This is a genomic window from Bradyrhizobium sp. MI1.10 (assembly GCF_055811035.1).
Genome location: NZ_JBVVPN010000003.1, coordinates 305,950 through 323,495 on the forward strand (window position 1 = coordinate 305,950; position 17,546 = coordinate 323,495).

Sequence of the window (17,546 nt, forward strand, 5' to 3'; positions counted from 1 at the left end):
TGGGGGGTGCGTTTTGGGCCAATCGAAAATCACAGATCGCGTCGAATATCTGGACTGGCTGAGGGCTGTGGCAGTCTTGTTCGTGATGCTCGGGCATGCCAGCCCATCCACAGCTCCAGGAGGGGCTATTGGGGTTAGCGTCTTCTTCGTCATTAGCGGTTATCTGATCTGTAGCATTCTCCTCCGTGAGGGAATGCTGACAATTCCGAACGTGGTGAGGTTTTGGGGTCGTCGAGTTGCGCGGATCTATCCGATGTATGTTGCGCAGATCGCGATCCTCTGGCTTTGGCTCTATCGCGATAATGTTGATAATTTTGCCTCTCAGATACCAGGCCTTCTCACGTTCACCTCGGACTTCGCGGTTTGGTTCGGATATAGCTACGGCGTGCTGTGGAGCCTCGCAGTCGAGTTTTGGTTCTACATTACTTTTCCGGCAGTTCTCTTCATCGCGCGGAAAACCGGCTATCCCGTGTTGTGCTTCCTGATTTTGGTGGTGGCGAGCATCGCGGCTCGGTTAGCTCACGGCGAATCCCTGACGTTTGCATACTATCACCAGTTCCTTGTTGGATCGATTGTCGCTCTTTGGGCCGCCGATCAGAAGCTGCCGAAGTTTGTTGCAAACGATGTTGCATTCAACACGGCCGTTGCGGTTTTAGTGATTTGTCTGGCCATCCCCATCACGGCGCGCAATTTGGGGGGCTACTTCCAAGGGACCTATGCAGCGTTCGCAACCGCAGTGCTGATCTGCTATTGGCTGCAGCGGCCGGCGCGCGCGTCCCTGCCGATCATGCAGGGAATCGGGGCCATTTCGTACTCGGCGTATCTACTGCATCCGATCGTGGTCGACTACATTTGGCAAACCAAGCGGCATCTACCAGACCATCTTCCGACGTTCGTCGCGATCACGCTTGGCACGTCACTAATGACCTACTTCATAATCGAGCGACCGTTCATAGCACTGGCGCACAGGTGCACGCGGTTCAGTAACCGGAGAGAAAAACCGATGATTGTCGAAAGTGCAAAGTCGCCAGTGGCATTTGCGGCGACGTTATCAAGCGACGCTGTTGCGCGTTCCCAATCGGTAACATAGCGGCAGGTCTATGCCAGACGGACGCTGTTAGCGCCCGCAAGCAACGACAGCCGCTCGTCGGGACATGCAGACTTCGTATAGACGCGTTCCCTCACCATAAGAGCGAGCGCATTCGTGAAGCCACATACCACAACTGTCGCCTCCCTCTCGGGCATATGAACCGGAATAGCGGTCCCGGTCATACCGGTCCCGGTCGTGGTAATAGCCCCGGTGCCGGTGTGGCCCTACGTAGACGCCACCTGGACCGACATCAAATTCCACGGCCTTCGCTGTGGTTATCTCGCCCGCACTAAGCGCTGCCAACGCGGCGAATGCTAAACAAAATCGCTTCACGCCATCCTCCTCCACTTGTTATTTTTAAACGATCGTGGAGGTAAACTTGTTCCCGATGGGGCTATGGAAGCGCATTGGGTTGCCCTCCGCACTCTGCACCCCACCGCTGGTGTCGGCAGGGTTCCAGTACTTTCGATTATAAGCGCGCCTCACAGCCCATCGCATCGACCTTCCGCCGTAGATCATCACGCCGTGATCCGCACTTGGGTGTTCACGCGAACCGCGCGTGATCGAGTACGCCCCTAAATCGCTCGAAACCCCGGGGGCGCCCTCTTAGTTGACGCTCCCCTGGGCATGCTTCCGCAACCGGAGCGGAGCGCAAGGGTGCAGCTTCAGTTATCGAGTTGGCGTCCAGCTTTGGGCCTGAAGTTGAGCGCTGATGTTAGGCCACCGCATCAAACTCGTAACGAGCAGCAGCACGGATAAAAATTGGCTCACGCGCACCTCCTCAACCAGAACACTGTGGAGATAGCGAGCACGCTCGGGGATTCGGAAATGACCTGGGGGCGGTTTTCCCCATGGCTGTAAAGCGGTGGATTAGCACGTGCGAGTATTTGGCCGGCCCGAATTCGCAGCGAAGCCCAGCCGCTAGCCGGACAATACCCAGATCAGGCCGCCCCCAAGCGACGATGACCGGACAGTCCAGGCACGCTGGCACATCATCGGATGCTGACGAGCAACCTAATGCCGAGGCTGGTCAGTTTCCGTTGCCTGCGGATCGGGATCTCTCCTTAGTCCAAGATCTTGGACCATCTTTGCCGCGACAAATTTTGCGCCGGACGGCGTCAGATGAACGAAATCTGATTGGACGATGTCTCGAAGCTCGGGAGAGGTGCGGGTCAGGCATCCGGTCGGATCACAAAGTACTGCGTGGGGCGAGTAGAAGCGGACACCGAGGTTATTCGATGTTTGCCGCAGCCCGTCTTCAGCTAGCAACGGTCGGAGAAACTGTGCCGTTCTTTCCGGGAGAACTGTCCTGCGCGCCGCATAGTATTCCGCATACAGTCGCGGCAAAGGCTGCTCCCAGATAGGCACCGGACCCACGATGATTGTCCGAATTCCAGCCCGTTGCAGCTCGCGGACGGTTGGTCCGATGATGGGCTCCTGCCAATATAGGTTCCAAATAGCGTGCAAAAGGACTGCGTCCGGTTTCGCGCGCGTGATGCGAGCGAGGATGTCTTTGTTGGCCTCAACACAGTCGGGCGGCAACTCGCCAGCATCGACAAGAACCGGGGGACATGAGTTCAACGTCAATTGGGCGATGCCAGGCCTGAGGCGATCGTCGAGTTGGTAAAGCCCGGCCGCAAGAGCTCCAGCCGTGCTGTCGCCCCAAACCGCAATTAGAGGCTTGCGGTTCTTCTCGATGCAGTTGGGAGATAGTTGAGCGTGGTCGCTGGCGGAGACATGGCACTCACCGTACCGGATGAAGTCACGCCCAGGAACGACCACCGCTGCTTGACGGATCTCTTGCGGTATTCGGTACGGAAATCCATCAGCCTTGATTACCGCGATCCCTAGAGCCGCGATCACGCTCATTGCTCCGACCAGTGGTGGGATCGCAAATGGTCTGCGGCGGATCGGTTTTTCAACAAGAAGGAACGTAAGCGTGGCAGCCAGTGTGCTGGCGAGTATGCACATCGCGCGCTCGCGAATACTGAGCGGATGCATGGCGAAAAGCTCAGAAAAAACAAGAATTGGCCAATGCCACAGGTACAAAGGATAGGAGATCAGACCAATGAAAACTGGCGGCCGGGCTGAAAGCACTGTGCTCGCGAATGACCCAGGCGCCGAGATAAACAGCGCGGCCCCCAACACCGGCACAATTGCTGCGGCCCCTGGAAATGGCGTTTTTCCGTTGAACACAACAGCGGCGGCCGCAATCGCCAGAATCCCCAGATTGCCTGCTAATTCGCGGGAAAGGCGCGAACGCATCTGATGTAAGATTTCGGCTCGAAACAGCACGAGGCATGCGCCGGTGCCCAACTCCCAGGCGCGGCTCACGGGCAGGTAAAATGCGGCTGCGGGGTGAGTTCGTGTGAGATAGATGCTTGCGGCAAGAGATATTGCTGAGAGAATGACGATTGCCTTCCTCGCGGACAATCGAGCGGCAGCCAGGGCACCGAGCAGCAGCGGCCAGATGAGATAGAATTGTTCCTCAACGCCGAGCGACCAGAGATGAAGCAGCGGCTTGCTTTTTGCTGCAAGGTCAAAATAGTCGACTTCGGATAGCAGCATCAGATTGGCGGAGAAGAGAGTGCTCGCGAAGACGTTCCGAGCGAGCGATAGAAGCTCGTTCGGCATCATGTGCAACCAGCCGAGGACCAAAACCACTGCGAGGACAAGAATCAGCGCAGGGAAGATTCGACGGACGCGCCGAGCGTAAAACCCGGTTACACTGAAGGTGCCGGTTGATGTCTCCTCAACCAAGATCGCCGTGATCAAAAATCCGGAAATCACGAAAAATACGTCAACTCCAACGAAGCCACCGGGACAGAAGCGTTCGAAGGCGTGGTTTGCGATCACGGTGCCAACCGCAACCGCACGCAGACCGTCCACGTCAGATCGATAACCGATTCCGCCCATAAGCCTGCCTAGTTGCCTTTTGTTCCGCTTTCGTGGGTACCGGGACACGGTCTTAAACACGACAATGCCAGCCCCAGCAACAGCAATAGGCGAAAGTAGCGCGGCGGCATGTTCAAGAGCGAAGTGGCGCTGGCGTCAAGCTTGCACCGGCAGAACCTGAAACCGTAACGGCCGAGAACGCGGGACCGAACTCACAGGATGCGCGACCGGCAGCGGCTGGCGACACACGCCGGGGTGACGACCACGGGCGCGGGAGCGACGAAACTCCCGCGCTCACAGCGAAACAGCGCGCTCGCTATCGTTTCATCGTTTTCTCAGATTTCTTGGCCTTCTTCGCCTTCTTGCAGGGGCCGTTTTTGTTTCTGTTGCTGCCGCTTTCTTTTATGCGGGTCGACGTTCGGCTTCTCTCACGCGTTCGCGGCCGCGAAAGCGATCCTGGACCCCGCGGGAAAGACCTTTCTCCAAACCTTGGCTTACGCCCTTTACGGCTCCCGTAACAATACGGCCAACAGGTAGCGTCACTATCGCTATGGCGGCCTTCGCGGCTACGATGCCGTCTAAGTTAAACAGATAAATGTTACTCGCCGATTGCAGCAAAGTGCCCGACGCCTCACTCTTCGTCGGGCTGCAAGTGATAACCCGCGCCGATATCGGACAGGCCGGCACCGACGATCAGCACGTCGAAATGTTGTTCTTGTGGGGCGTTCTTCATCGGATCTCCTCCGGAGAGAATTGTCCGATCGCGGCAGCGGCGGGTCAACTGGTCGTAACGGTGCAACCTGTTCGACGCTGCTCCGCCGCGACCGCACCGACTAATATCAAGGACGGGATCAAGAACAGGGGCCCGAAGGCCAGCCCGCTGAAGTTGGCAAGTGCGGCGGCCACCAGGGGCAGCAGCAGCACCATTACCGCCCCGGCGTCGGAACCAGCGAGCGTCGATTTTTGAGTGCTGCTGGGCGTTCTTGAGCCACACCGCCACGAATGCGCCGATCATGAGGTCGTAGTCCTGAAGATAGGGCGTGGCGAGGCAGGTCCCGACCACGACCAGGGCGTTGCGAATGTAGGCCGGATCGTTACGCACCCGGCTCCAACCAACGACTAGCGCCGCAGCGATCCCAGCGGCTAGCTGGAGCGCGCAGGACAATTCAACGCCGCCTCCCAGACGCAGGACAAATACGAACACCGAAACCATGCGGTGCCAGGCCCCGGAACCATCCTCGAGGATGACTGCGCGCAGCACCGAGAGGTTGTGCTGGTACTCGACCCAAACGGCAGGACCAAAGACCACGACGCTGGCCGCGATCAGCAGGAGGGCGGTGGCGCCGGCAGCACCGGTCACGCGCCAGCGTCGGCTCGCGATCCGCAACAGGCAGCATCATTGCGAGGTGCGGTTTGTAGACGAGCAGCCCAAACAGAATTCCCGCCACAACCGGCCGGCGGTCAACCAGCAGCAGCCCCCCTGCCAGAAGCGCCGCCGTCAATGCCCCGTTTTGTCCGGTCGCCGCGTTGACGAACACCGCTGGCGCCGCGAGCGACAGCAGCAACGCCTTGTCACCGCCAGCAAGCTTCAGCGCACGCGGTAGAAGCCGTACCAGGTCGACACGAGCCAAACCATGTGCGCCAGCCATAGGGAAGAAGCGCGAGCGCTACAGTCAGCAGAAGAAGAACTGGCGGATAGGAGTAGTGAAGGAAATCGATCTGAGGCCCGACCACTGAGCTTTCGAACTCATGAAAGGCGACGAAGTTGTAGACCTCGGCCGCCTGGCCATGCAGTGCGAGATAGGCGCCCGACCAACAGTTGATGAAGTCGCCGCCGAACGGGGTGCGAATGCCGTCCGTCAGGCCGACCCGCATTCGACCAAACAGACCGACCAAGTAGGCAATCGCCGCGACCACGATCCAGCATTGTGCGACAAGCCTCAGCGCTCCGGATTGAGAAACTCGGTGGCGGAGGCCTGCGACGGCGGGCCCGGACTTCCTGCCGGCTCATCCACAGATGTCATGGGTTTGCCTGGGCGCTCACAAATTCGGATCGAACATGTAACAAGGTCATTCGAAACTCGTTAACAATCCACAATCTTCGGGGAACGATCGAGCGTGCAGGTCATCCAACTGCAATAAAGGCCCTGGATTGCTCCAGGGCCTGATCTCAGTACCGATAATGGTCCGAATTGTACGAACCTTCCTGCTTCCCGCCGATGTAGTCGGCCTGGTCCTTGCGCAGCTCGGTGAGCTTGACGCCGATCTTGGCGAGGTGCAGCCGGGCCATTCTCCACGAGCTCGCACGCGCATGGAGCGGCTTTGCCGGGAGCCCGAGCCCGGCATGATGCGCGCGTTGCCGAACGCCGCCCCCCTGCAAAATAACCTGTGCACGAACGATGCGCGTGAACAGAACGGGGCGAACTGGAACGCGCGAGCTACCGCGCGTGATGGCTGTGCAAGAACAGGGACTCGCGTCCGCATTCGGGTGCGCCCTTCCCGGGTAAGAGCTTCGCTCCGGCTGCAACAGTCTTGCCGCCGACGATGGCACGCGACAACTCGGTAGGAACCGCCCACTCCTGCCATCCGCAAAAGGCGAGGCCGGCGCCGAACAGTGTCATGTCGAGGGTCTTTTCGCAGATGCTGACGTGCTTTTCCGTCCAGAAACGACGGAATCCATCGGCGATCGCAGCGTGGCATCAGCGATCGGGGCTTCGTCCCTCTTTGGGTTTGCAGCAAGGAATTCTTCAACACGGCGTTTCAGATCGTAGAATTCGTCGATTTCCGAATTCGAACCGTCCGCGCCCAACACCTCGATCTTCAGTTCGATTGCGCTCAGCAGCGTCGCTGCAGTGAGCTGCGCTTGGACCTGGTTGGTCAGGACTGTTCGAATGATAACTGTCCGATGAGGTAGTCCGACGTGGCCCTCAAATCGCGCGGTGTCGGCTTCCTAGCGCAATAGGAGCGAGCCGTCTTCTCTTAAAGCCGGCGAGCCATCTTCCCTGAGGATAGCCCCAACACCGTTCGCCAACCCCTCGCCAATAGCGATTCCCTTGAACCCTACACCTTGAGAACGGCCAGGGTGCGTTTCGCCGCCAGAATGGCGAGCTGGTGCAATTTCCCTTCGGGCGGCTTTTCTTCGTCACCTTCCATCTTCGATCTCAGTGACGGGTTTACATGCTATCGTCAGCCCGACCCGATCAATCGAGATAATGGAGTGCGCAGCCTAGCCCGGGCCGAAGATCAAATAGAGGATGATGACGCCCACGAGCCCGGTCCAGGCAATTGATGTGGCGACATTACGTATCTGCATTGGCGTCGACGCCCTCAAGAAATGGCCTCTTGATCCTGGCTTAAAAAATGTCCGGATGAATCTCTTCCCGGCTCGGACATCATCAAAGACCGAATTCGGCACCCTGTGAAGTCATAAGCTTTGCGAAGATCGACGGAACAATTCTGATGTTGCGAGAGCGACACACTTGATCATGCAGTATCGTTCAAAATGGGCTCTGTTGTATGTCCAACCAGGATCGGTGGGAGATCTCAAGATCCTGATTCGACGGGACATCACCAGCCATGGCTGCCGCCACTGGTTTAGTACCCCGTTCGCGATCGCAGCCGCTGCCTCTTTGGCAGCCTGTTCATCCATTGCCGACCCCCGCAGCATGCACAAACAGGCTCCCCGAATCTATCTGCCCCAACTGTGATCAACTCTCTCAAGACCGCAGCAGCCCAGGCCAAGCTTCAACCAGCGCTCGAAATATCGGTACCAATCCCAGCGCCCCCGAACTCATCCATCCCGTGGATCGTCTGCCTGCGAAGCGGAGCTACGGAGCAGACAAAACGCTGGGCTTACAGCGTTTTCTTCAAAGACAATGAGCTGAATAACTTCGGATATTCAGCCACTTCGAGCGTTGCGGGTCGCAGACCTTCCGTCCGCTTTAAACAACACCTTGCGCGATGCTGCTCGTGAATGCTGGCGATGATCTAGAATGAAATGACGTTGCGGTGAAATGGTACGAGCCCATCTGACGCCCGAGAACTTGCTCCGCCGGCGCGACAAATGCGATGAGGCAATGGTACGGCTCGCTTGTTGGCTTAATCTCAGAAGCTCCGCTCGCCAAAAGCACGGCCAAACTCTAACTCATCTGCTCGGCGAACCGGCCTGGCGCGCTCAAGAACCGATCTGGCTGGCCTGACGCGGGCGCACTTCGATCAGGTGACCGGTCCGTCCGGCATTAAGAATGTCGGATGGTGTCGTTCAACTGATTTGGGTATCCGCCTGGACAATAGCGTTCAAATGCCTGGTCCGCGATCACGGCGCTCATTGCAACCGCACGCAGACCATCCACGTCAGCTCGACACCTGATGCTCATTAATCCCCCGGTTGCCTTGGTTCCATCGCCGCGGTGACGTCACAGACGCCCAATTTGTCGATATATCAAATTGGATCGTGGGAACTGCCATGATCGCGACCTACTTCGATCGCAGCGCTTCCGCGAGCTCCTCGTTATCACATCACAGCGTCAGCTCGCCTTTGTGGCTGCACCTGAGGTCCTTAGAAGGGACCAAAGGACTGTGCGCGCTGTTGCTTGCGTACCCACACTCCCGAATCATCGCCGGATTCGGCGAATCCTGTCCCAGGATGGCGTGTAGGACAACATCTCAGTCACCGTTTTCGTTGGCCGATGCTGGTGGAGCCCGCGCCACCAGCGGCTGGTTGGTTAGAAGAGACCTTTGTTGCATGAGGCGTTAAAGTTGGCTCGCGGTTCATCTGCTGCAACGCCCCGCTAACCCATTGAAAGTTCGTGTAATTTTTTTTTGCAATCGGACCGCCTTAGAGGACAAGACATCATTAGAAAAGTGCGATAGGCAGCAGCGTCAATCGCAAGCTGGGTTGCCTGGAAACCACAATGAATGCTCAAGGATCCAAACCACAAGTCGCCTTGATCACCGGCGTCACCGGCCAGGACGGCGCCTATCTCGCCGAATATCTGCTGTCGCTCGGCTATGTCGTGCACGGCATCAAGCGGCGCTCGTCTTCGTTCAACACCGCGCGGGTCGATCATCTCTATCAGGACCCGCATGTCGGCAACGTGCCGTTCCTGATGCACTACGGCGACATGACGGACTCGACCAATCTGATCCGCCTGGTGCAGCAGATCCGGCCGACCGAGATCTACAATCTCGCCGCCCAGAGCCACGTCGCCGTCTCCTTCGAGACTCCGGAATACACCGCCAATGCCGACGGTATCGGCGTGCTGCGGCTGCTGGAAGCGGTCCGTATCCTCGGCATGGAGAAGGAGACGCGATTCTACCAGGCCTCGACCTCCGAGCTCTACGGCCTGGTCCAGGAGATCCCGCAGAAGGAGACCACGCCGTTCTATCCGCGCTCGCCTTACGGTGTGGCAAAGCTCTACGGCTACTGGATCACGGTGAACTATCGGGAGGCTTATGGCATGTTCGCGAGCAACGGCATCCTGTTCAACCACGAGAGCCCGATGCGCGGCGAGACCTTCGTCACCCGCAAGATCACGCGCGCCGTCTCCCGCATCGAGGTCGGGCTGGAGGAAACGCTCTATCTCGGCAATCTCTCGGCCAAGCGCGACTGGGGCCATGCGCGCGACTATGTCGAGGGCATGCACAAGATCCTGCAGGCCGACAAGCCCGACGATTTCGTGCTCGCCACCGGCGAGATGCACTCGGTGCGAGAGATGGTCGAGCTGTCGTTCGAGCAAGTCGGCCGCCGCATCGCATGGCGCGGCAAGGGCGTCGACGAGACCGGCGTCGATGAGAAGAGCGGCAAGACCGTGGTGAAGATCGATCCGACCTATTTCCGTCCGACCGAGGTCGATCTCCTCGTCGGCGACGCCAGCAAGGCGCGCGAGGTGCTCGGCTGGAAGCCGAAGCGGAGCTTTGCAGAGCTCGTCGCGGAGATGATGGCGAGCGATCTGGCGGAGGCAAAGCGGGACGCGGGCCGTGGCAAACGCACCGTTTGAGCTGAAAGGCAAAAGCGTCTACGTCGCCGGCCATCGCGGCATGGTCGGAGCTGCGATTGCGCGCCGGCTCGAACGGGAGGACGTCAAGCTCGTCGCGGTGGACCGGGGCGAGGTCGATCTCTGCAACCAGGCCGCGGTGTTCGACTGGTTCGCGCGCGTGCGGCCGCAGGTGATCTTCCTCGCCGCGGCAAAGGTCGGTGGCATCGTCGCCAACAACACGCTGCGCGCCGAGTTCATCTACGACAACATCGCAATCGCGGCCAATGTGATCCAGGCCGCGCATCAGAACGGCGCCGAGAAGCTGATGTTTTTGGGCTCGTCCTGCATCTACCCGAAGCTGGCGCCACAGCCGCTACGCGAGGACTCCGTGCTATCAGGCCCGCTGGAACCGACCAACGAGCCCTATGCAATTGCAAAAATCGCCGGGATCAAGATGGCCGAGGCCTATCGCAGCCAGTACGGCAGCGACTTCATCAGCGTGATGCCGACCAATCTCTACGGCCCCGGCGACAATTATCATCCCGAAATGAGCCACGTCGTCGCGGCCCTGATCCGCCGCTTCCACGAGGCGAAGGTTGCGGGCGCGAAGAACGTCGTCGTCTGGGGCACCGGCACGCCGCGGCGTGAGTTCCTTTATGTCGACGACATGGCGGATGCCTGCGTGCACCTGATGAAGACCTATTCGAGCGCAGAGCTGGTCAATATCGGCACGGGCGAGGACATCACCATCGCCGACTTCGCGCGGGTCGTCGCCGAAACCGTCGGTTACGACGGCGAGATCAGTTTCGACAGCTCGCGGCCCGACGGCACGCCGCGCAAGCTGCTCGACGTCAGCCGCCTCGCCAAGCTCGGCTGGCGCGCGACGACCTTGCTGGAGCTTGGAATTCGGCGCGCCTACTCGGCGTACCTGACGGAGCATGCCAACACCTTTTCAGAGCCGCAGATTTGAGTGGCGAAGATCAATCGACACATGGACAAGCCCGCAACGCTGATCATCGCAGCACAATTCTATCCGCCAGATACGAGCACGACAGCGGTCTATGTCGGCCGGATCGCCGACGCCCTTGCGATAGATCACCAAGTGGTCGTCGTTTCCGCCACGCCCGGTTCAAGCCGCTCAAACGCTCCCGGCAAACCGACCGTCGTCGAAGTCGGCACCTGGAATCCGCCCAAGTCCGCACTAGTGCGACGCGCCGTAGCCATCTGTCTGCTGGCGGCCCGGATGTTCTTTTCCGTTCTCAGGCGCGCAAGGCCGGAAGATCTCGTCTTCTGTGTCACGACACCTTTCACTTTGCCCTATACCGTACTCTTGGCAGCGAAACTGAGAGGTGCGGCCACGATGCTCCTGATCTACGACCTCTATCCTGAGGCACTCGAGGCGGCCGGCATGGTGCAGTCCAACTCGCTTACGGTCCGTCTGATTCGATTCGCCAACACCCTTATGTTTAAGCGCCTAGACGCCATCGTCGTGATTGGACGCGATGCTGCTCCGCTCATCCAGAAGTATCGAGGTGTCGATTCCGGCAAGCTTCACTACATTCCCAACTGGGCGCTGGTTCCAATCGGATATCGGGAGATCGCTCACGCCAGTCGATTCCGCGGACCCGATCCGTCACGATTCATCGTTGGCCTTTCGGGCAATCTCGGCTTCACCCACGATCCTGCGACGGTCTTCGAGGCGGCCAGGCTGCTGCGGGAAGACAAGGACATCCACTTCATCCTCTCGGGATGGGGCGTTGGCTGGAAGGACCTGAACGATCTGTTCGCGAAGGACAGACTCGAGAACATCACGATGCTGAAACCTGTCGCTGAGGATGAGCTCGTTGAGTTCCTGTCCGCCGCCGATCTCTGGATCATTCCGTATCGTCGCAACGTGGCTGGCGTTTCCATACCGAGTCGCCTCTACAACATCCTCGCCGTTGGGCGGCCAGTGATTGTAGCCTCTGAGGTAGATTCGGAGGGAGCTCTGGTGCTCAACGAAGAGGCAATCGGATGGGTCGTTCCGCCAGAAAATCCGGCCGAGCTTGCCCGCATCATCCGCGAAGCCGCTAGAGATCGCCAGGCCACGATATACAAGGGCATTCGTGCGGCCACTGTTGCCGAGAAATATTACGAAGATGTCGCGCTCGACCGCTACCGCTGGGTCGTCAATGGCATCAGGCAGGCGTGAATTGATCGACATCGCGCATCGCAAGACCGCAATGCGGCCCTCAGATCCTGGCCGAAAAGCGAAGTTGGCGATCAGCCGGTTAGGGCGAAACTCTGACCGATCCTATTTGACACGCCGCGAGAGTAAAGAGCCGGCTGCCGCAGCGCGCTTGATGGCATCCGCAAACTCTTCGGCGAACTTGGCAACGCGCCGTTCGACCGAGGATCCCAACTGCCTTACGACGAAGGGCTCATCTCTCGACATAGCTTCGGCGAGGCATCCGGCGAGAGCCGCGGCATCGTCGACGCTGAAGTACACAGCCGAGCCACCAGTCTGTTCGCGGTGTACGTCCAGATCCGATACGATCATGGGTACATCAAAGGACTTCGCTTCTTCCACGGTCGTACTCCAGCCTTCAAACCGTGACGGGTTGATCAGTGCCCGGCATGCCCGGAGTAGCGCGTAGACGTGCGCGAGAGGAATCATCCCCAAGTAACGAAAGTTTTCCTTGAGCCCGCGCTCCTCAACCTGTCGCATGATGCCGTTGAAGGATCTGGGCGGTTCATCGGGCCCACCTGATACCGCAACTACAATCTTTATACCCCGCTCAGCCAAAATCGCCAGTGCATCGAGCACCAATTGGTGGTTCTTGTGTCGCCAGAACTGATTCGGCAGATAGAAGTATCGCTCAGGCAAGCCATAAAGGCTGATAATCTCGCGAGGATTCACTGCAAGAAGGTCGTTAGTCGGGTAACTGGCGAACTTGACGACCGAGAACTGATTTGTCGCGCCCGGATAAAAGCGCCTGCAGTCCTTCAATGCACTTTCGCTACTCAGAACGATCGCTCGTCGTGCGGCAAGCTGAGCACGAAATCCAAGCTCACGACGCCAACGGGCCGTCACGGAAAACAGCTGAGGCAGGCTTTTGTGCTGCAGATCCGGAAACCAGGCGACGGTCGGTAGTGGAAGGCGCCAACCGAAAAACCGAGCATGCTCGAACACGACGTCAATTCTCTCCGCATCGAAAGCAGCAGCGGCCGCGTGGTCTATTCCGGCAACGAGCGCACTAGTCAACCCGGAATGATCGCGTTCGAACGCCTTATGCTTTACGACTTCGACACTTGGAATCCGCAGAAAACTAGCCAGATCTTGGTCATCGTCCGAAAGGCCCGCAAATGTTACTGGCTCGAGTTCGCCGGGCTGATATCTGTGAAGAGCCGCAAACAGGTTTTTGAGATAGTTGAACCCCCCTGCATGCAACCGGCGGGGAATGAATGTGAAGCCGACACGGAGGGGCGGCCGAGTCAAGGAAATTGCCCCTTGAACCAAGTGACGTACTCGGCAATGCCCGTCCGAACGGCAATTTCCCATTCAAAGGATAATGCGTTCAGCCGACTGGCATCTGCCACCAGGCATAGAGGATCGCCGGGCCGTGCTACACCTGAAAACTCCACTGGAATATTTAAGCCCCAAGCATACGTGACGTACTGAGCTATATCGGCAACGGACGTTCCAATGCCCGAGCCTCCATTGATGATTTCGACTGCTTGATCCGGCGGATTGCACCCAACGCGCGCTAACAACTTCGCCACATCACGGACCTCTGTCCAATCGCGCTGTTCTCTCCCGGTACCCCCGAGTGTAAGCGCGCCAGCCCCGTCGCGCAAACGCATGCAAATATCCCAAAGCAACTGCTTGCGCAAATTGGCACCGTAGACCGAAAAGAGCCGCACGACTGTGCTTTGCAAGCCGAACGTGGTGGCATAGCTACGACTGAGCTGCTCGACTATGAGTTTATGCTGACCATAGGGAGATACGGGCTCGGTCGTTGCGCTTTCAGAAATGCGCTCCACAAGGGCGGAGCCATAGACGGCCGCACTAGACACTACCACGACGTGACACTCCGGCGCATTTGTACGCAGCCACTCCAGAAGACGAGCCGCGGTTGCTACCGTGCGCGAAAAATCTTCGTAGGGCTGCGCGATGGACACTCCGACGGAGGATCCGCCGGCCAAATGGAAGACAACGTTTGGTAACCCCGCTCGCACTGCCAAGGCGTTGAGATTGGCAGACTCGATTTCACCGTTCAACCAATTGCGCATTCCGAGATAGTGCTTGTCGGGCTCTGCAATCGCCCCATGGCCAAGGCCATGTACAGCGAGTCCTCGCTCGGCCAGTTCGCGCGTCAGATACCTTCCAATAAAACCGTTGGCACCGGTGATCCAAATGGTCATTACAATATCTCACCCCCGTCTTAGTACCTGGCTCGACAAAGGCATGACCAACTAGAAGGAGCGAATGCAATCGATAACTATTTCCTGCTGTTCGCTCGTCATCTCGGCATACATCGGGAGCGAGAGAATACTGTTTTGATCACGGTATGCATTCGGAAACTCACGCATGCTATGATCGAACCGCTTGTAAGCCTGAAGAAATGGCAGTGCGGTCGGATAATTGATCGCAGTTTGCACCCCGCTGGAACTGAGATGAGCGGCTAGCGCATCGCGTCGCGGATGACGGATCGTGTAGAGATGATAGACGTGGCTGCGGCCGAGTGCGACCTGCGGCACCTCCACACCTTCTATCTGATTGAGGCTGGCATCGTAGATCGCAGCCGCATGTTGCCGGGCTTTGGTCCAGGCAGCGAGATGCGGCAGCTTCGCGGAAAGAATTGCTGCCTGCAACCCATCGAGCCGACTGTTGATGCCCTCGATGTTGTGCTGATGTTTGATGAGGCCGCCGTGGCGCGCCACCATAGTCATGTGCTCTGCAAGTTCAGCATCGTTGGTGACGACAGCGCCAGCATCGCCCATAGCGCCGAGATTCTTGCCGGGATAGAACGAGTAGGTCGCGGCCGCGCCGAACGTTCCGACCATCCGGTCCTTGTAGCAGGCCAGATGCGCCTGGGCGCAGTCCTCAACGACCCAGAGTCCATGCTTGCGCGCGATTGCCATGATCGCGTCCATGTCCGCCGGCTGGCCGTAGAGATGCACCGGAATGATTCCGACGGTCCGCGGCGTGATCGCGGCTTCGATCGCCGCCGGGTCGATCGTGAAGGTCACGCCGTCGGTATCGCAGAACACGACTTGGGCGCCAGTATGAGTAATCATCGCCGACGTCGATATCCAGGAATGCGCGGTCGTGATGACCTCATCACCCGACTTGACCTTGAGCCCTGCCATCGCGAGGTAGAGTGCGTCAGTGCCGTTCGCACAGGATACACAGTGCTTGACCCTCGCCGCAGCCGCAAACTGTCGCTCGAAGGAATCGACATAGGGTCCCCGGATGAAGGCGCTATCGCGGATGACCGCAGCAATGGCGCCATCGATCTCATCCTTGATCGACTGATACTGGAGCCCGAGATCCGCGTAAGGTACCGGCATGAATGCTATTCCCTAGATCTTGCCCTTGAGGCGGCGGGCGGGATTTCCGGCGTAGCTGCCGGGCTCGGTGATGTCTTTCGTTACGACGGAACCTGCTCCGATCACGACGTCGTCGGCGATGGACACCGGCATGATAGTGGCATTCGAGCCGATCGAAACGCGATTGCCGACCTTCGTCGCGCGCCACAATTCACGGCGCCCGCGTGCCGGCCCACCGGTGGAAAACGTATCGTTGATGAACATCACGCCGTGTCCGACGAAACAATCCTGGCCGATCGACACCAGTTCGCAGATGAAGGCATGCGACTGCACACGGGTTCGCGGGCCGACGGTTACCCCGGTCTGTATCTCGGTGAACGGGCCGACGAAGCAGTCGTCCGCGATCTCGCAGCCGTAGAGATTGCAGGGCTCAACCAGTTTGACGCGCTCACCGAACTTAACGTCGCGCACGGCAACCTGGTGCATCTGAGGCTTGCCGCTCACGAGATCACACCGAGCTTGCTCCGCCGCGGCTCGAAACGAAGCGCGACTTCCTGTCCGGTCTCTATCGACTCGTAGAGGGCGGAGATCAATTCGAGACTCTTCCGGCCCTGCAGACCATCGACCAGAGCAGCGCTCTGATGTAACAGGCAGTCGACGACGTGCTGATAATAGGCCTGGTGGCCGAAGCCGTAGACGTTGGGAGGATTGACCGAGAACTTCTCGACGACGACCTTGTCGCTCGGCAACTCGTCGACGAAATTCCAGTGCCTGATCTGGTTGACCGCGAACCCCGCGATCTCGACCGTGCCCTTCTCGCCAAGGATCGAAAGAGAGCCTTCGAGATCCTTTGGCCGAACCGCCGTGGTCGCCTCGATGATCCCGAGCGCGCCGTTGCGGAATTTCAGTGTCGCGACCGCAGTGTCTTCAGTCTCGACCTTCACCAAGGCGGTAGCTGCGCGGGCATGAACGCTCACGACGTCCCCGAAAAACCATTCCAGCATATCGATGTGGTGGCTGGCCTGATTGGTCAGCACGCCGCCGTCATAGGCCCAGGTGCCGCGCCACGCATCCTGATCGTAATAGCTCTGGTCTCGACACCAGCGCACTCGCACAGTGCCGAGGACGAGCCGGCCAAACCTACCGGCGTCCAGCGCCTCCCGCGCCTTGACGACCGGAACGTTGAAGCGGTTCTGCTTGACGACAAACAGCTTTACGCCGGCTTCGTCGCAGGCGCGGATCATGTCGTCGGCATCCTGCAACCGAAGCGCCATCGGCTTTTCGACGACGACGTGCTTGCCGGCGCGCGAACAGGCAATGGCGTGCTCGGGGTGCATGCCGCTCGGCGTCAGGACCGCGACGGCATCCATGTCGGTGCGTGCGAGAAACTCGTTCAAATCGTCGTAGGCCGGGACTGCAAACTTCGTGGCGACAGCGTCGGCGCGAGCCTTAACCACATCGCAGACCGCAACGAGGCGCGCGCCCTCAATTTGACCACTCCCCAACAGCTCCGAGTGACGCTTGGCGATACGCCCGCATCCGAGCAGGCCAAACCTGATCATTCAGCGATCCCTTCCGTTGCGCCCGGTGGTCGAACGTAGGTCGTCTATATTCGAGATACCCCTTTTAAATCAAGTCCTAGGCCTAAAAAGCTGATCCATCTCGTTCCCTGCATTCCGTCAACCCAAGCGAATCAGAGCTCAAACTTAGCTTTGCCAGACAGCTATTTCGGAATCCCTAAATCCGACTGCGGACCGCATCATTTCTGTGCGTTTAGGCAGCAAAACTGATCATGGGGCGCGGCCGAGGTACGCTCCTCGGAGTCTCCGTCGCTCACCCACTGCGCCCGGAAGATCCTCAGTTCCTAAGCGTAGCGCCTCCTTCTTGTGCTCCAACCACAAATCCAGGTCGGGATAGCCATGGGATCCCACTAGTGACGCTTGACGGTCAACACACGGACGGCTCGAAATTGCTAATCCAGGCGCTCCAGCATGTTGACGGCGTTGTGCTTGCGCGGGCCGTCGGCGACCGCACCTGGGACCAGTGGCTTC

11 protein-coding genes and 3 pseudogenes are annotated in these 17,546 nt (G+C 58.8%); 4 read left to right on the plus strand and 10 right to left on the minus strand.

Annotated elements, in window-relative coordinates:
- Positions 1-13 precede the first annotated feature (13 nt).
- Complete coding sequence (locus tag AC0L3K_RS05620; RefSeq protein ID WP_473365561.1) at positions 14-1,090, plus strand: acyltransferase family protein; 1,077 nt, start codon at positions 14-16, stop codon at positions 1,088-1,090.
- A gap of 1,014 nt (positions 1,091-2,104) precedes the next feature.
- Here AC0L3K_RS05620 and AC0L3K_RS05625 read toward each other — a convergent pair.
- The 5 genes and pseudogenes from AC0L3K_RS05625 to AC0L3K_RS05645 form a co-directional block, all read right to left on the minus strand.
- Entirely contained in the window at positions 2,105-3,979 is a 1,875-nt protein-coding gene (locus AC0L3K_RS05625) for an acyltransferase family protein (protein ID WP_473365562.1), read from the minus strand.
- A 1,054-nt stretch (positions 3,980-5,033) separates the two neighbouring features.
- Positions 5,034-5,372, minus strand: a pseudogene (locus AC0L3K_RS05630) (glycosyltransferase 87 family protein); the annotation flags it as partial.
- A 58-nt stretch (positions 5,373-5,430) separates the two neighbouring features.
- Positions 5,431-5,634 (minus strand): annotated as a pseudogene (locus AC0L3K_RS05635) (DUF2029 domain-containing protein); the annotation flags it as partial.
- A complete protein-coding gene (locus AC0L3K_RS05640) occupies positions 5,558-5,902 on the minus strand; it encodes a hypothetical protein (protein WP_473365595.1) in 345 nt (114 codons plus the stop codon). The pseudogene AC0L3K_RS05635 and the gene AC0L3K_RS05640, both read right to left, overlap by 77 nt.
- A 253-nt stretch (positions 5,903-6,155) precedes the next feature.
- Positions 6,156-6,278, minus strand: a pseudogene (locus AC0L3K_RS05645) (adenosylhomocysteinase); the annotation flags it as partial.
- Positions 6,279-8,898: 2,620 nt separating this feature from the next.
- Here AC0L3K_RS05645 and gmd point away from each other — a divergent pair.
- The 3 genes from gmd to AC0L3K_RS05660 are packed head-to-tail and all read left to right on the plus strand — an operon-like array spanning position 8,899 to position 12,154.
- A complete protein-coding gene (gene gmd, locus AC0L3K_RS05650; protein WP_247441521.1) occupies positions 8,899-9,984 on the plus strand; it encodes a GDP-mannose 4,6-dehydratase in 1,086 nt (361 codons plus the stop codon).
- Positions 9,965-10,933, plus strand: coding sequence for a GDP-L-fucose synthase (gene fcl / locus AC0L3K_RS05655; protein ID WP_473365563.1), 969 nt, complete (start codon positions 9,965-9,967; stop codon positions 10,931-10,933). Before gmd ends, fcl begins: the two co-directional genes overlap by 20 nt.
- A complete protein-coding gene (locus AC0L3K_RS05660) occupies positions 10,934-12,154 on the plus strand; it encodes a glycosyltransferase family 4 protein (protein ID WP_473365564.1) in 1,221 nt (406 codons plus the stop codon). It abuts the gene before it with no gap.
- A 102-nt stretch (positions 12,155-12,256) separates the two neighbouring features.
- On the opposite strand, the gene AC0L3K_RS05665 is transcribed toward AC0L3K_RS05660, so the two are convergent.
- Genes AC0L3K_RS05665 through AC0L3K_RS05685 form a run of 5 tightly spaced genes read right to left on the minus strand, consistent with a single transcriptional unit; the run spans position 12,257 to position 17,057 of the window.
- A complete protein-coding gene (locus AC0L3K_RS05665; RefSeq protein ID WP_473365565.1) occupies positions 12,257-13,441 on the minus strand; it encodes a glycosyltransferase family 4 protein in 1,185 nt (394 codons plus the stop codon).
- Positions 13,438-14,367 (minus strand): NAD-dependent epimerase/dehydratase family protein, encoded by a 930-nt coding sequence (locus AC0L3K_RS05670; RefSeq protein ID WP_473365566.1) that lies wholly within the window; start codon positions 14,365-14,367, stop codon positions 13,438-13,440. Before AC0L3K_RS05670 ends, AC0L3K_RS05665 begins: the two co-directional genes overlap by 4 nt.
- A gap of 51 nt (positions 14,368-14,418) precedes the next feature.
- Positions 14,419-15,516, minus strand: a complete 1,098-nt coding sequence (locus tag AC0L3K_RS05675) for a DegT/DnrJ/EryC1/StrS family aminotransferase (RefSeq protein WP_473365567.1) — start codon at positions 15,514-15,516, stop codon at positions 14,419-14,421.
- A gap of 12 nt (positions 15,517-15,528) precedes the next feature.
- Entirely contained in the window at positions 15,529-15,981 is a 453-nt protein-coding gene (locus tag AC0L3K_RS05680) for an acyltransferase (protein ID WP_473365593.1), read from the minus strand.
- Between the two features lie 14 nt (positions 15,982-15,995).
- Complete coding sequence (locus AC0L3K_RS05685) at positions 15,996-17,057, minus strand: Gfo/Idh/MocA family protein (protein WP_247441511.1); 1,062 nt, start codon at positions 17,055-17,057, stop codon at positions 15,996-15,998.
- Between the last annotated feature and the right edge of the window lie 489 nt (positions 17,058-17,546).

Coding starts and splice junctions, on each gene's coding strand:
- gmd (WP_247441521.1), top strand. CDS start 8,899: ATGAATGCTCAAGGATCCAAACCACAAGTCGCCTTGATCACCGGCGTC.
- AC0L3K_RS05670 (WP_473365566.1), bottom strand. CDS start 14,367: ATGACCATTTGGATCACCGGTGCCAACGGTTTTATTGGAAGGTATCTG.
- AC0L3K_RS05675 (WP_473365567.1), bottom strand. CDS start 15,516: ATGCCGGTACCTTACGCGGATCTCGGGCTCCAGTATCAGTCGATCAAG.
- AC0L3K_RS05680 (WP_473365593.1), bottom strand. CDS start 15,981: ATGCACCAGGTTGCCGTGCGCGACGTTAAGTTCGGTGAGCGCGTCAAA.
- AC0L3K_RS05685 (WP_247441511.1), bottom strand. CDS start 17,057: ATGATCAGGTTTGGCCTGCTCGGATGCGGGCGTATCGCCAAGCGTCAC.